This window comes from Mesoflavibacter sp. SCSIO 43206 (assembly GCF_019904215.1).
GTDB lineage: Bacteria > Bacteroidota > Bacteroidia > Flavobacteriales > Flavobacteriaceae > Mesoflavibacter > Mesoflavibacter zeaxanthinifaciens.
The window spans coordinates 2,008,391-2,022,373 of the sequence record NZ_CP063201.1; the positions used below are offsets into that span (position 1 = coordinate 2,008,391).

A 13,983-nucleotide genomic window follows, 5' to 3' on the forward strand; every position below is an offset into this window, starting at 1 on the left:
TAAACAAAACATAAAAGTCTGCTAAAAGCAGACTTTTTGTTTAACTATTTATGTCAATTTACATCTGTTTTAATAAAAAATAGTATATTTGATTTATCGTTGGATTAAACCAACGGTAATTTTTCTTTTTCATAGCAATTTTTTCCCATCCTTTATCTTTTTAAAGGGTGGGTTTTGTTTTTTATGCCTTATCTAATTATGCTGTTTAAGCTTTTAAGTTAAAAATACACTAATCAGCAGTGTTACTTTTTTAACATTTTCTATATTTACATTTGTGTGTAAAGCACAAACTAATCAATTTTAAACAACAATATGAGTAACTTATTAGAAGTCCAATCGGTTTCTAAAAAATTTGGAGATTTTACGGCATTAAACAATGTGTCTATAGCTGTACCTAAAGGAAGTATTTTTGGATTGCTTGGTCCAAACGGAGCAGGAAAAACTACATTAATTAGAATAGTTAACCAAATTACAATGCCAGATACTGGACAAGTTTTTTTAGATGGCGAAATCTTAAAAAATCACCATATAAAAGATATTGGTTACTTACCTGAAGAGCGTGGCTTGTATAAGTCTATGAAAGTTGGTGAGCAAGCATTATACCTTGCGCAGTTAAAAGGAATGGATAAATCTGAAGCCAAGAAACGTCTTAAAATGTGGTTTGAAAGGTTAGAAATAGGCGATTGGTGGAACAAAAAAATCCAAGAGTTATCTAAAGGTATGGCGCAAAAAATTCAGTTTGTTGTTACTGTATTGCATGAGCCTAAACTATTGATTTTTGATGAGCCATTTTCAGGATTTGATCCAATAAATGCCAACTTAATAAAAGATGAAATTTTAAGGTTACGAGACGAAGGCGCTACGGTAATATTCTCTACACATCGTATGGAATCTGTAGAAGAATTATGTGATCATATAGCTTTGTTAAACAAATCAAACAAAATTTTGGATGGTAATTTAATGGATGTAAAACGTCAATACAAAACCAATACTTTTGAAATTGGTATAAATCCAAAACAAGACAATTTAGAACAAGAGTTAGCACAAAAATTTAGCATCACACCTGCAAGTTTTAAAACATTAGGAAACGATTTAAAACTAAATATTAAACTTTCAGAAAACGAAACAGCTAACGATTTACTAAACTATTTAACCACCAAGGGACAAGTTTCTCATTTTGTAGAAATAATCCCAAGTGCAAACGACATATTTATTCAAACGGTTAAGAATAACTAATTATGAACCATCTTCCACTTATTATAAAAAGAGAATATTTAAATAAAGTTAAAAACAAAGCGTTTTTAATTATGACTATTTTAAGTCCGCTAATTTTTATAGCACTTATAGCAGTTGTTGCGTATTTATCGCAGTTAAATAATGACTCACAAAGACAAATTTCAGTATTGGATGAGTCTGGTTATTTAACTGGAGTTTTTAAAGACTCTGAAAGTATAAAATATAATATCTTAACAGATAAAAATCTTGAAAATGCAAAGCAAATTGTAAAAGAAGCAGATAATTACGGTTTGCTTCATATTAAAAAGATGAATAGTCTATCTGAAGCTAAAAATAGTGTAGAGTTTTATTCTGAAGAAACGCCATCTTTATCATTAATTTCAGATTTAGAAAAACTTATTGAAATCGAATTAACTCATAAAAATCTTGCCGAAAAAAATATAGACACAAAACTAATTGATGATTCAAAAATTAATATTGATATAACTCAGGAAAATTTTTCAGGAGAGAAAACTTCAAAATTTGATAGTGTTGTTAAATTAGCATTTGGTGGTGCAGCAGGATATTTGCTTTTTATGTTTATTATTATTTATGGTAATATGATTATGCGCAGTGTTATTGAAGAAAAAACTAGCCGAATTATAGAGGTTATCATTTCGTCAGTAAAACCAATACAATTAATGCTTGGTAAGATTATAGGTACCTCTTTAGCCGGAATTACACAGTTTGTAATTTGGTTAATTTTAGGAGGTGTTTTAATGGTTGTTGTTACAGCTATATTTGGTATTGATATGACACAAATCCAATCACCACAACAACAAATGATGCAGCAAGCAATGACCGATCCAGATGCAGCAGAAAAAGCACAAATTATATTTTCGGCATTTTTTAATTTACCTTTAGCCAACTTGATTATAGCTTTTTTACTGTTCTTTATTAGTGGTTATTTGCTATATAGTTCTTTATATGCAGCAATTGGAGCAGCAGTAGATAACGAGACAGATACACAACAATTTATGTTGCCAATACTAATGCCATTAATTTTGGCAGTTTATGTTGGTATGTTTACAGTGATAGAAGATCCGCATGGTACAGTAAGTACTGTTTTTTCATTTATACCATTTACATCTCCTGTAGTTATGTTAATGCGTATTCCTTTTGGTGTACCGTTATGGCAACAAATAGTATCTTTATTATTATTAGTAGGTACCTTTTTATTTACAGTTTGGTTTGCTGCAAAAATATATAGAGTAGGTATTTTAATGTATGGCAAAAAACCTAGCTATAAAGAACTAATTAAATGGATTAAATATTAATGCAAAATAAAGTAGAACAGAAAATAGAAGACCTAGAAGACGTTATAGTAGAAAGCTCTATGTGGGAAAAACTTAACGAGTTTTTAAACCTACATGTAGATTTTACTGAAGAAATCTCTGTATCTATAAAAGATTTATTAGTCATCAGTTTTGTTATTTTTATCACAACAGTAGTGTTAAGAACAGTATTTAAGATATTAACAAAACGCTTACCCGAACATGATAAAGGGAAATTTTCGGTAGTTTACGGGTATTTTAGATGGCTTATTTATGTTATTATCTTATTAATAACGCTAAATGCTATTGGTGTAAATGTTACCGCTGTTTTTGCTGCATCTGCTGCACTTTTAATAGGTATTGGTTTAGCGTTGCAAACTTTTTTTCAGGATATAATTTCTGGTGTTTTTATTTTGATAGACCAATCTGCACATGTAGGTGATATTATTGAAATAGATGGTAAAGTTGGGCGTGTTGAAGAAATTAAATTACGTACCACAAGAGCTGTAACTATTGATAATAAAGTGTTAATTATACCTAATCATTTATACTTAACTAATAGTTTATATAATTGGACGCAAAACGGAACTACAACAAGAGAAAGCGTCTCTGTTGGCGTTGCTTATGGAAGTGATGTAGAATTAGTAAAAAAACTCTTACTTCAGGCAGCAAAAGAGCATCCTAAAGTATTAAAATTTCCTCCTCCATTAGTTTTATTTACAGATTTTGCAGACAGCTCACTTAATTTTAAACTTATCTTTACACTTAACGATAGCTTTACAGCAGCAATACCGCAAAGCGAAATTAGATTTAAAATCAATAAATTATTTAAAGATAACAATATAAGTATTCCTTTCCCTCAAAGAGATGTTCATATTATAAAAGATTCACATGAAGAAAACCCAAACTAAAATATTATTAACCTTACTGCTATTTAGCTTTTGTTTTTCGGCATCAGCACAATTAACAGATTTAGCACGGTTAGAGTATTCTTTTATTCCTAAAGGAAAATCTGAAGATCAATACACGCGTCTTAGAGCGTTGCTAAACTTTCCTATTAAAACTAAAGAAGATTCATATTTAATTTTTGGAGGAGAATACAACAGAATTATCTTAAATCTAGAAGATAACTATCCCTTTGATACAGAACCTTTAAAGACCTTAAATGTAATAGATCTTAACATAGGCTACACATTTAAATGGAACGAAAATTGGCGTGTAGGCGCTAAAATAACACCAAGAATAGCTTCTACATTAACCCAAAAAATAACATCAGACGATTTGTTTTTAAATGGAGGAGTATACGCCATAAAGGATAGAAGAGATGCCGATATTAAAAGACCATATAGATTAATTTTAGGATTAACCTATAATACTACAGCAGGTATGCCTTTTCCATTACCATTTGTAAATTATTTTAGACAAGTAAACGAAAATTGGTCTTTAAGTTTAGGTGTGCCAAAATCTAATGCTACTTATTATTTTAACGATAAACATTCTTTAGAAGCTTTTGTAGGTTTAGATGGTTATTTTGCACACTTACAAAAACCAACTAGTGTTTTAGGTAAACAAGTAGATAACATCTCATTATCAGTAGCTGTATTTGGTCTAGGATACGATTATAACTTTACAGATCATTTAGTTTTATATACCTATGCAGGATGCACATTTATGATGAATAATGTATTAAGAGACAAAGATCGTAACGATGTTTATACACTAGACAAAACCAATACGTTTTATTTAAGAACCGGATTAAAATTTAAGATATAATGTCAAAAATATTAGTAATAGAAGATGAAGCTGCAATTAGAAGAGTTTTAGTAAAAATACTTTCTGAAGAAAACAGCAAATATCAAGTTGAAGAAGCCGAAGACGGATTAGCCGGTATAGAAAAAGTTAAAAAAGAAGATTACGATTTAATACTTTGCGACATCAAAATGCCAAAAATGGATGGTGTTGAAGTTTTAGAAGCAGTAAAAAAAATAAAACCAGAAATACCAATGGTAATGATTTCTGGTCACGGAGATTTAGATACCGCAGTAAATACAATGCGTTTAGGTGCGTTTGACTATATCTCAAAACCGCCAGACTTAAACCGATTACTAAATACTGTTCGTAATGCGTTAGACCGAAAAGAATTAGTTATAGAAAACAAAATTCTTAAAAAGAAAGTCAGCAAAAAATACGAAATGATTGGAGAAAGCGACGCCATATCTCAAATCAAAGAGATAATAGATAAAGTAGCACCAACAGATGCAAGAGTTTTAATTACAGGACCAAACGGAACAGGTAAAGAACTTGTGGCACATTGGTTACATCAAAAAAGTCAACGTAGTAAAGGACCAATGATAGAGGTTAACTGTGCAGCAATACCTTCAGAATTAATAGAAAGCGAATTGTTTGGACATGTTAAAGGCGCTTTTACCAGTGCAAATAAAGACCGTGCAGGAAAATTTGAAGCAGCAAACGGCGGAACTATTTTTCTAGATGAAATAGGCGACATGTCTCTTTCTGCTCAAGCAAAAGTATTACGCGCATTGCAAGAAAGCCGTATACAACGTGTAGGTAGCGATAAGGATATAAAAGTAGATGTACGTGTTGTAGCAGCAACTAATAAAGATTTAAAAAAAGAAATTGAAGACGGTAAATTTCGTGAGGATTTATACCATAGGTTAGCAGTAATTTTAGTTAAAGTTCCTGCTTTAAATGAAAGAAGAGAGGATATCCCTTTACTTATTAGTCATTTTTCTAAAAAAATAGCAGAAGAACAAGGTACAGCACAAAAATCATTTTCAGAAAAGGCGATTAAATTACTTCAAGAATATGATTGGACAGGAAATATACGAGAGCTAAGAAATGTCGTAGAACGTTTACTTATTTTAGGAGAAAAAGAAGTTAGCGAAAAAGATGTGAAGTTATTTGCTAGTAAATAAAACTAAAAAACTCAATAAATATTATTGAGTTTTTTTATAAATAAAATTTATATCCAATACCAGTTTGTAAGTCAGGGTTATTGTTTAAAGTTAAATCTTGTTGCAAGTAAAAGTATGTTGTTGTTTTTCTTGAGAATGAATAAATAAAGCTCCAGTAATTATTGTTTTTATAGAGGTTTAATGCACCTTGTCCCCAAGATTTAAAAGCGTCTGGATGGCGTATGGGTATAATGTATTCAAATTCATCTTTTTTATTAAGACTAGTTTGAAGATAAAAGTTTGCACCAAAAGAATGCACAAAGTTTTTACTAGTTTTAAAACTGTACTCAACTGCGTTTTCTAGGTTAGCTATAAAATTATTGGTGCCAAATTCAAGGTTAGAGCTATTAAAGTCAATCAGTCCTTTTTTTAAGAAACCTAAGTTTAATCCTATATTTATTAGGCTTTTGTCGTTAATCTTAAAGGTTTTAACTCCGTTTGTAGATAGTCCAAAATCAATAGATTGATTGTGTTTAGAAAGGTTTGTGCCCAAATGTGCGCCAACATTAAAAGCAAGCGTATTGTTTTTAGATTTAAAGCTGTCAGGATAGTAATAGTAACTAGTTTCTATGCCAGTTGCAAAAAAATCTCCAGCATTAATATTCATATTATTACCGTTTCTGTCAGTATAATTGATATTGGCTTGGTTTAACCCAAATACTTTTCTGTCAAATGGATCATCACCACCAGCAATATCTCTATGAAAGTTCTCAATAAACTCATCACCGGTAAGTATTGTAAAAGGTGTTTTTCCTTTTGTTAGAAGATAAGTTCTAAATCCAATTTGTAACTCATGTTTTCTTGCTAATCTAAAGTTTAAGTTAGCTTTAAAACCTTTAATTACGCCGTCATTAGAGATGCTAAAAGAGTCTTTTTCTATGGTGTTTTCATCAAAAGCAGTATGAGCAAAATCCCAATCGTATTCTCTAATTACTTCACGATCTGCTTCGTTTTTTGGGATGTAGACTTTTAAAGGAGGACTCCAAACATTTCCACTTTCAACACTAATATTAAAAGATGTTTTTTTGGGTGCATTCATTTCAAAATGACCTTGCAATCTCATAAAAAACACACCAAAACTATGTGTTGAGAGTAGGTTAGGCTTATTAATGTTTTCTTTACTAAAATATAAACTGTCCTTAGTTTGACTTACACCTAGTTGAGCGATTAAAACTAAAACTACAAAACAAAAAAAGCGTTGTATCATTGATGGTTTTTAATTGCAAACTACAAAATCTTCTGTATATTTATTATCCAAACTTAAATTTAAGATGAAATCTATAGATATAGCCAATCATAAAATCACACAAAAAGTTCAAATAACCGATTTACCAAGCAAAGTAGATTTAGATGCAGATAAAAAGGAAACCGAAAAAGCATTAAGAAAAGTAAGGCGCAAATTAGGCGAACTTCAAGATACCATGTACGCACACGGAAAGTACTCGGTTTTAGTATGCTTACAAGGTATGGATACAGCAGGTAAAGACAGTTTGATACGTGAAGTTTTTAAAGATTTTAACGCGCGTGGTGTAGAAGTCATGAGTTTTAAAGTACCAACCGACTTAGAGCTAAAACACGACTATCTTTGGCGTCATTATTTGCATTTGCCTGCGCGTGGTAAATTTGGTGTTCACAATCGTACACATTATGAAAATGTCTTAGTAACACGCGTACATCCAGAATATATTTTAAATGAAAAGTTACCGTTTGTAAATAGTGTAGAAGATGTAGATGACGCCTTTTGGCATCAACGATTTGAGCAAATTAAAAATTTTGAAAATCATTTAGCCGAAAACGGAACCATCATTTTTAAATTCTTTTTAAACCTTTCAAAAGAAGAGCAAAAAAATAGATTAATAAGACGTTTAGATCTAAAGCGTAAAAACTGGAAATTTTCTGCTGGCGACTTAAAAGAGCGCAAACTTTGGGATAATTATATGACTTGTTACGAAGATGCCATAAACCGTACCAGTACAAATAAAGCACCTTGGTACAACATTCCGGCAGATGATAAGCCAACAGCACGATTAATCGTAGCCTCTATTTTGTACGACACTTTAAAAGAATACACAGACATAGAAGAGCCAGAATTAGACGAAAAAACCAAAGCTAATCTGCATCTTTACAGAGAACAATTAAATAACGAGTAGTCTTTTTTTGGCGTTACCACAAGGGTCGCACTTTCACTACTCGCGCTCTACGAGGCGCTCAAACAAACCGTTTAATCGCTAACGCACATACAATGAAACAGCTTACAATAATCTTAGCACTACTACTATTTGCAAACGTCAATGCGCAAACAGACCAAGATGTATTAAAAACCATTTATACACAATCTTTAACCAACGGTAAAAGTTATCAATGGTTAGACCACTTATCAAATAAAATAGGCGGTAGATTATCAGGTTCAGAAAATGCAGAAAAAGCAGTACAATACACAAAATCTGAATTAGAAAAACTAGGTTTAGATAAAGTTTGGTTACAACCAGTAATGGTACCAAAATGGGTAAGAGGCGATAAAGAAGTGGCGCATTTTACTTACAATTCAACTACTACTAATGTTAATATTTGTGCACTTGGCGGATCTATAGCAACGCCAAAAAAAGGAATAACAGCTAATGTTATTGAAGTCCATAATTTTGAAGAATTAGCAGCACTTGGAGAAGAAAAAATAAAAGGAAAAATAGTTTTTTACAACAGACCGATGCAAGCAGATTTAATACAAACCTTTATGGCATATGGAGGTTGTGTAAACCAACGTTATGCAGGTGCAATGGAAGCTATAAAATACGGAGCAGTTGGCGTAATTGTACGATCTATGAATTTACGTCAAGACGATTTACCTCATACCGGAAGTATGTCTTACGGAGATTTACCAAACAATCAACACATCCCATCTGCAGCAATTAGTACAAATGATGCCGATAAACTTTCAGAAGCCTTAAAAAAAGACAGTAATCTAAAGTTTTATTTTAAGCAAAACTGCCAGCAGTTTGATGATGTTTTATCTTACAATGTTATAGGAGAAATTACAGGAACAGAATTTCCTAATCAATATATGATTGTTGGTGGACATTTAGACTCTTGGGATCTAGGAGACGGATCACATGATGACGGTGCAGGCGTAGTACAATCTATGGATGTTTTAAGATTATTAAAAGAAAGCGGTATTAAACCAAAACACAGTATTAGGGTTGTGTTGTTTATGAATGAAGAAAACGGATTACGTGGCGGAAAAAAATACGCAGAAGAAGCAAAAGCTAATAAAGAAACTCATGTTTTTGCTTTAGAAAGTGATGCAGGAGGATTTACACCTCGTGGATTTAGTTTTGATTGTAGCGATGCTAATTTTGAAAAAGTATTAAGTTGGAAATCATTATTTAAACCTTATCTCATTCATTATTTTGAAAAAGGAGGAAGTGGCGCAGACGTAGGACCATTAAAAACTACAAGTAATGTTTTAGCAGGATTAAGACCAGATTCTCAGCGCTATTTTGATCATCATCACGCAGCTAACGATACGTTTGACGCAGTAAATAAACGTGAGTTAGAATTAGGTGCAGCAACTATGACGAGTCTTATTTACTTATTTGATAAATATGGTGTAGATAATATCCCAGAAGTTAAAGAATTTAAAAATTAAAATAAGGAGTAATGAAAATATTAGGAATGGTAGGACCTTGGCAAGTATTAATTTTATTAGTTGGTTTATTATTACCAATAATAGCCTTAGTAGATGTAATAAGAAGCAATTTTAAAGGGTCAAATGATAAATTAATATGGGTATTAGTTATTTTGTTTTTAAATATTTTTGGCGCTTTACTGTATTTTTTAATAGGTACACGTCAAAAAATAAAAAAATAGGGTAATGCAAGCTAAACTACATCAGATACATCCTGTTTTACCTGTAAAAAATGTATTAGAATCGTTAAAGTTTTATGTCAATAAACTTGGATTTACTATCGCTTTTGCAAATGATAGTAAGCAACCAACCTATGCAGGAATTAGACGTGATGATATAGAAATACACTTGCAGTGGCACGATGCAAAAGAATGGGACGTTGAGGTAGACCGACCAATGCTAAGAATTGTCACAGAAAATGTAGACATCCTATTTCAAGAATATAACTTTAAAAACGTTTTTAATAAAGATACCAAAGTTAGAAATACAGATTGGGGTACAAAAGAGTTTGCCTTTTATGATATTGATAAGAATGGTTTAGTATTTTATCAAAACAATTAATAATTAAGAAAATACTTCTTCTGTTATTGAATATAGTTTTTCCCTAGATATAGGTTTAACTATATAGTTACTAACCATGTTATATGTTTTTGCTCGTTCTAAATCAACTGGATTTACAGAAGAGCTAACAATATAAACCTTTATTGTTTTTTTTGTTTTAATTCTTATAAACTCATCTAAAAATTGCCAACCATCCATAATTGGCATGTTTAAATCAAGAAGGATAACCTCAGGTAATTCTTCTTCATTATAAAGTTTTGATTTGATAGCTTCTAAAGCTTCTTTACCGTTATAAAAAAACTTAACCTCTTCTGAGAAGTCTGTTTTATTAATAAGTTTTTTTGCTGTGAAGATGTATATTTCGTCATCATCAATTAAGTAGGTAAGTTTTATTTTTCTCATAACTTAAAGTGTAGATAAAAAGTGGTTCCTAGGTCTAGTTTGCTTTTTACGGTAATTTTACCTTGCATAGCTTCTATTTCGTTCTTTATTAAAAATAGACCTAATCCTCTAGAGTCTTTGTTTTCATGAAAAGTATTATACATACCAAAAATCTTATGTTTATTAAGTTTTAGGTCTATTCCTTTTCCTTTATCTTTAAATTTGACTATAAAGAATTCGTCTTTTAATAAGGAGCTTATTAAAATTTCGGGGTCTTTACTGTCCTTTTTGTATTTAATTGAATTAGAAATTAAATTTAAGAAAATACTTTCAAAATAAGCAGGTATTGTTTTTATGTTTATGTTACGATCAACTTTATTGACAATTTTAGCATTTGAAGATTTGATTTTACCTGATAAGCTTTCTATTATTTTATTAATTTCTTCGTAAACATTAATTTCTACAAAGTTTTCTTTCAAATGAATATCTGTTTGAGCAACTTCATTTAAATTATGTATTGTTTCGTTAAGTTTTGCAGACGCTTTAGTAAGCATAGGATAAAACTCGTTTTTCTCTATTTCAGGATATTCATCCTTCATAAGATTTAGCAACATGTTAAAGTTAGTTGAGTGTGATCTTAAGTTATGAGATACGATATGCGCGAAGTTTAATAAACGCTTATTTTGGTTAGTTGTTATCTTTAATAAAGACTTAATGTTAATCTCTAGACTTTTAGAAGGTGTTATGTCTTGAAAAAGACCATAAAGTTTAACGCATTTATTACTTGAATGTACTGGGTAACCTATAGCTCTTACCCATTTTTTATTACCTTTTTTAGTTGTAATTTTTAATTCTAGGTCGTAACTTTTATTTTCTATTATAGCATCATTAACTGCATTAGTAATAGTTTCTTTACATTCTTTTTCAGTATAAAATTCTATTGCGTTTTCTAAATTAGGGACAAAGTCATCTTCTACTTCATGTATGTCTTTAGTAACTTGACTCCATGTAAGATCGTTATTTTCAATATCATATTCCCAACTACCAATTGTTGCAGCTTGTTGTATGAATAAAAATAAGTCTTTGTGTGAAATGTCTGTTTTTGGGAGAATAAAATCGTTTTTCAATTTAAAATGCTATTAATCAGTTTTTTTTAAGGGACTTCAAAAATAGCTTTTTTTTTTAAATTAAAAAGTATAATGATTATCTATTCAATATTAATTTCTATTTGATTTTTTATTATATCTTCAAACGTTTCTCTTTTTCTTATAAGATGCGCATCTCCATTATATACTAGTACTTCTGCAGGTCGGTATCTTGAGTTGTAATTGCTAGACATACTATAACAATACGCACCAGCGTTACTAAAAGCTAGTATGTCATCTTCGTTAATCTCCGTAATTCTTCGATTATTAGCAAAAGTATCAGTTTCGCATATGTAGCCAACAACACTGTAAAAACGTTCGCGTCCATCAGGGTTAGAAATGTTTCTTATTTCGTGTTGTGCGCCATAAAGCATAGGTCTAATTAAATGATTAAAACCACTATCTACTTGCGCGAAAACAGTTGATGTAGTTTGCTTTACAGCATTTACTTTTACTAAAAATTGTCCAGCTTGACTGACTAAAAATTTTCCAGGCTCAAAAGCTAAGGTTAATTTTTTTCCATAGTTTTTGCAAAACTCATTAAACCTTTTACTTAGTTTTTCTCCTAACTCTTCTATGTTTGTTTCTATATCACCTTGTCTATATGGGACTTTAAAACCAGAACCAAAGTCTATAAAATCTAAATTTTTAAAATGCTTAGCGGTATCAAATAAAATCTCACTAGCATATAAAAACACATCTATATCTAAAATATCACTACCAGTATGCATGTGTATACCGTTAATGTTCATTTTAGTATTCTCTACAATACGAAGTATATGTGGGATTTGGTGTATAGAAATTCCAAATTTGCTATCAATATGACCAACAGAAATATTAGTGTTTCCACCTGCCATAACATGTGGATTTATCCTAATACAAACAGGTGTTTTTGGATGTTTAGTGCCAAATTGTTCTAAAATAGAAAGGTTGTCAATGTTAATTTGTACACCAAGTTTTGCAGCGGTTTCTATTTCTTCTAAAGACACTCCGTTTGGTGTGTAAATTATTTGTTCTGGCTTAAAACCAGCCTTTAAACCAAGCTGTACTTCTTGTATGGAAACAGTATCAATTCCTGATCCTAATTTTTTCATTAATTTTAGTACAGAAACATTAGATAATGCTTTTACAGCATAGTTAATTTTTAAACTTTTAACATTACTAAATGCAGCTGTTAGTCTATTATATTGACTTACAATCTTATCGGCATCATAAATGTAAACAGGACTACCAAAGTCCATAGCAATTTGTAGAAGTTGACTGTTTTCCATACATCAATTTTTTGTCAAAGGTATTTTTTTAGAAGGATATATAAAGGAATACTTTATAATATTACAAATTTGATACAAACTGTTAATTATTTAACAAATAAGATAATTCTATTTAAAAGAAATATCTTTTTTAGCAACTAAATATTAGGGTAAGTAAATGTGATTATTTATTTTTGTTGAACTTAAAATTTTACTTTAAACAAGATGAATTTACACGAATATCAAGGAAAAGAATTATTAAGCAGTTTTGGTGTACGCATCCAACGCGGATTAGTAGCCCAAACAGCAGACGAAGCAGTTGCAAAAGCTAAACAATTAACAGAAGAGACAGGTACAGGTTGGCACGTTATTAAAGCACAAGTTCACGCTGGTGGACGTGGTAAAGGTGGCGGAGTTAAACTTGCTAAAAACCTAGACGAAGTTAAAGAAATAGCTGGTCAAATTATAGGAATGGACCTTGTAACGCCTCAAACTTCTGCCGAAGGTAAACGTGTTCACCAAGTATTAGTAGCAGAAGATGTATACTATCCTGGAGATTCTGAGCCAAACGAATTTTACATGTCTGTACTTTTAAATAGAGGTAATGGTCGTAACATGATTATGTACTCTACAGAAGGAGGAATGGATATAGAAGAAGTAGCAGAAAAAACACCTCATTTAATTTTTACTGAAGAAATAGATCCAGCAACAGGAATTTTACCTTTCCAAGCACGTCGTGTAGCTTTTAACTTAGGTTTAAGCGGTACTGCTTTTAAAGAAATGACAAAATTTGTTACAGCATTATATACCGCTTACGACAAATCTGATGCTTCATTATTTGAAATTAATCCTGTATTAAAAACAAGTGATGATAAAATTATGGCAGTAGATGCTAAAGTAACTTTAGATGCTAACGCATTATACAGGCATAAAGATTTAGCAGAATTACGTGACCTACGTGAAGAAAGCCCAATTGAAGTTGAAGCTGGAGAATTAGGATTAAACTATGTAGACCTTGACGGAAACGTTGGTTGTATGGTTAATGGTGCTGGTTTAGCTATGGCTACAATGGATTTAATTAAGCAAGCAGGTGGTGAGCCAGCTAACTTCTTAGATGTTGGTGGTACTGCAGATGCTGCTCGTGTAGAAGCTGCTTTTAGAATTATTTTAAAAGATCCAAACGTAAAAGCTATCTTAATTAATATTTTTGGTGGTATTGTACGTTGTGATCGTGTTGCGCAAGGTGTTGTAGATGCTTATAAAAATATGGGTGATGCAATACAAGTACCAATTATTGTAAGATTACAAGGTACTAACGCAGATATCGCAAAAGAATTAATTGACAACTCAGGATTAGATGTATTAAGTGCAACTGAATTCCAAGAAGCTGCAGATAAAGTACAAGAAGTATTATCTTAATACTTTAAGTAGATATAAAAA

Annotated in this window: 14 protein-coding genes; 10 read left to right on the forward strand and 4 right to left on the reverse strand. The window is 31.1% G+C overall.

Annotation, left to right across the window (positions count from 1 at the left end):
• Window positions 1-312: 312 nt before the first annotated feature.
• From INR78_RS09255 to INR78_RS09275, 5 genes are read left to right on the forward strand one after another with little or no spacing between them, the layout of a single operon-like run.
• Complete coding sequence (locus INR78_RS09255; protein WP_223076287.1) at window positions 313-1,236, forward strand: ABC transporter ATP-binding protein; 924 nt, start codon at window positions 313-315, stop codon at window positions 1,234-1,236.
• A gap of 2 nt (window positions 1,237-1,238) precedes the next feature.
• Window positions 1,239-2,552, forward strand: coding sequence for an ABC transporter permease (locus INR78_RS09260; protein WP_106679251.1), 1,314 nt, complete (start codon window positions 1,239-1,241; stop codon window positions 2,550-2,552).
• Window positions 2,552-3,460 (forward strand): mechanosensitive ion channel family protein, encoded by a 909-nt coding sequence (locus INR78_RS09265; protein WP_223076288.1) that lies wholly within the window; start codon window positions 2,552-2,554, stop codon window positions 3,458-3,460. The genes INR78_RS09260 and INR78_RS09265 overlap by 1 nt, the downstream gene beginning before the upstream one ends.
• On the forward strand, window positions 3,441-4,322 hold the full coding sequence (locus tag INR78_RS09270) for a DUF6268 family outer membrane beta-barrel protein (RefSeq protein WP_223076289.1): 882 nt from the start codon (window positions 3,441-3,443) through the stop codon (window positions 4,320-4,322). Before INR78_RS09265 ends, INR78_RS09270 begins: the two co-directional genes overlap by 20 nt.
• Window positions 4,322-5,485, forward strand: coding sequence for a sigma-54 dependent transcriptional regulator (locus tag INR78_RS09275; RefSeq protein ID WP_223076290.1), 1,164 nt, complete (start codon window positions 4,322-4,324; stop codon window positions 5,483-5,485). Before INR78_RS09270 ends, INR78_RS09275 begins: the two co-directional genes overlap by 1 nt.
• Window positions 5,486-5,519: 34 nt before the next feature.
• Here INR78_RS09275 and INR78_RS09280 read toward each other — a convergent pair whose 3' ends face one another.
• On the reverse strand, window positions 5,520-6,731 hold the full coding sequence (locus tag INR78_RS09280) for a hypothetical protein (RefSeq protein WP_223076291.1): 1,212 nt from the start codon (window positions 6,729-6,731) through the stop codon (window positions 5,520-5,522).
• Between the two features lie 64 nt (window positions 6,732-6,795).
• On the opposite strand from INR78_RS09280, the gene INR78_RS09285 reads away from it, so the two are divergent.
• From INR78_RS09285 to INR78_RS09300, 4 genes are all read left to right on the forward strand, one after another.
• Complete coding sequence (locus tag INR78_RS09285; RefSeq protein WP_223076292.1) at window positions 6,796-7,674, forward strand: PPK2 family polyphosphate kinase; 879 nt, start codon at window positions 6,796-6,798, stop codon at window positions 7,672-7,674.
• A 92-nt stretch (window positions 7,675-7,766) separates the two neighbouring features.
• A complete protein-coding gene (locus INR78_RS09290; RefSeq protein ID WP_223076293.1) occupies window positions 7,767-9,167 on the forward strand; it encodes a M20/M25/M40 family metallo-hydrolase in 1,401 nt (466 codons plus the stop codon).
• Between the two features lie 11 nt (window positions 9,168-9,178).
• On the forward strand, window positions 9,179-9,388 hold the full coding sequence (locus tag INR78_RS09295) for a PLD nuclease N-terminal domain-containing protein (RefSeq protein ID WP_027880775.1): 210 nt from the start codon (window positions 9,179-9,181) through the stop codon (window positions 9,386-9,388).
• 4 nt (window positions 9,389-9,392) lie between these two features.
• Window positions 9,393-9,767, forward strand: a complete 375-nt coding sequence (locus INR78_RS09300) for a VOC family protein (protein ID WP_223076294.1) — start codon at window positions 9,393-9,395, stop codon at window positions 9,765-9,767.
• Window positions 9,768-9,770: 3 nt separating this feature from the next.
• On the opposite strand, the gene INR78_RS09305 is transcribed toward INR78_RS09300, so the two are convergent.
• The 3 genes from INR78_RS09305 to lysA form a co-directional block, all read right to left on the reverse strand.
• Window positions 9,771-10,169: a response regulator gene (locus tag INR78_RS09305; RefSeq protein WP_223076295.1), complete on the reverse strand. Its 399-nt coding sequence runs from the start codon at window positions 10,167-10,169 to the stop codon at window positions 9,771-9,773.
• Complete coding sequence (locus INR78_RS09310) at window positions 10,166-11,275, reverse strand: ATP-binding protein (RefSeq protein WP_223076296.1); 1,110 nt, start codon at window positions 11,273-11,275, stop codon at window positions 10,166-10,168. Before INR78_RS09310 ends, INR78_RS09305 begins: the two co-directional genes overlap by 4 nt.
• An 80-nt stretch (window positions 11,276-11,355) precedes the next feature.
• On the reverse strand, window positions 11,356-12,564 hold the full coding sequence (gene lysA, locus INR78_RS09315) for a diaminopimelate decarboxylase (RefSeq protein WP_223076297.1): 1,209 nt from the start codon (window positions 12,562-12,564) through the stop codon (window positions 11,356-11,358).
• A 204-nt stretch (window positions 12,565-12,768) separates the two neighbouring features.
• On the opposite strand from lysA, the gene sucC reads away from it, so the two are divergent.
• On the forward strand, window positions 12,769-13,962 hold the full coding sequence (gene sucC / locus INR78_RS09320) for an ADP-forming succinate--CoA ligase subunit beta (RefSeq protein ID WP_027880780.1): 1,194 nt from the start codon (window positions 12,769-12,771) through the stop codon (window positions 13,960-13,962).
• The last annotated feature ends 21 nt before the right edge of the window (window positions 13,963-13,983 follow it).

Bases quoted from the DNA above. Each gene is read 5' to 3' on its own strand.
- INR78_RS09260 (WP_106679251.1), top strand. From the start codon at position 1,239: ATGAACCATCTTCCACTTATTATAAAAAGAGAATATTTAAATAAAGTT.
- INR78_RS09300 (WP_223076294.1), top strand. From the start codon at position 9,393: ATGCAAGCTAAACTACATCAGATACATCCTGTTTTACCTGTAAAAAAT.
- INR78_RS09295 (WP_027880775.1), top strand. From the start codon at position 9,179: ATGAAAATATTAGGAATGGTAGGACCTTGGCAAGTATTAATTTTATTA.
- INR78_RS09280 (WP_223076291.1), bottom strand. From the start codon at position 6,731: ATGATACAACGCTTTTTTTGTTTTGTAGTTTTAGTTTTAATCGCTCAA.
- INR78_RS09275 (WP_223076290.1), top strand. From the start codon at position 4,322: ATGTCAAAAATATTAGTAATAGAAGATGAAGCTGCAATTAGAAGAGTT.
- INR78_RS09265 (WP_223076288.1), top strand. From the start codon at position 2,552: ATGCAAAATAAAGTAGAACAGAAAATAGAAGACCTAGAAGACGTTATA.
- lysA (WP_223076297.1), bottom strand. From the start codon at position 12,564: ATGGAAAACAGTCAACTTCTACAAATTGCTATGGACTTTGGTAGTCCT.
- INR78_RS09285 (WP_223076292.1), top strand. From the start codon at position 6,796: ATGAAATCTATAGATATAGCCAATCATAAAATCACACAAAAAGTTCAA.
- sucC (WP_027880780.1), top strand. From the start codon at position 12,769: ATGAATTTACACGAATATCAAGGAAAAGAATTATTAAGCAGTTTTGGT.
- INR78_RS09255 (WP_223076287.1), top strand. From the start codon at position 313: ATGAGTAACTTATTAGAAGTCCAATCGGTTTCTAAAAAATTTGGAGAT.
- INR78_RS09270 (WP_223076289.1), top strand. From the start codon at position 3,441: ATGAAGAAAACCCAAACTAAAATATTATTAACCTTACTGCTATTTAGC.
- INR78_RS09305 (WP_223076295.1), bottom strand. From the start codon at position 10,169: ATGAGAAAAATAAAACTTACCTACTTAATTGATGATGACGAAATATAC.
- INR78_RS09290 (WP_223076293.1), top strand. From the start codon at position 7,767: ATGAAACAGCTTACAATAATCTTAGCACTACTACTATTTGCAAACGTC.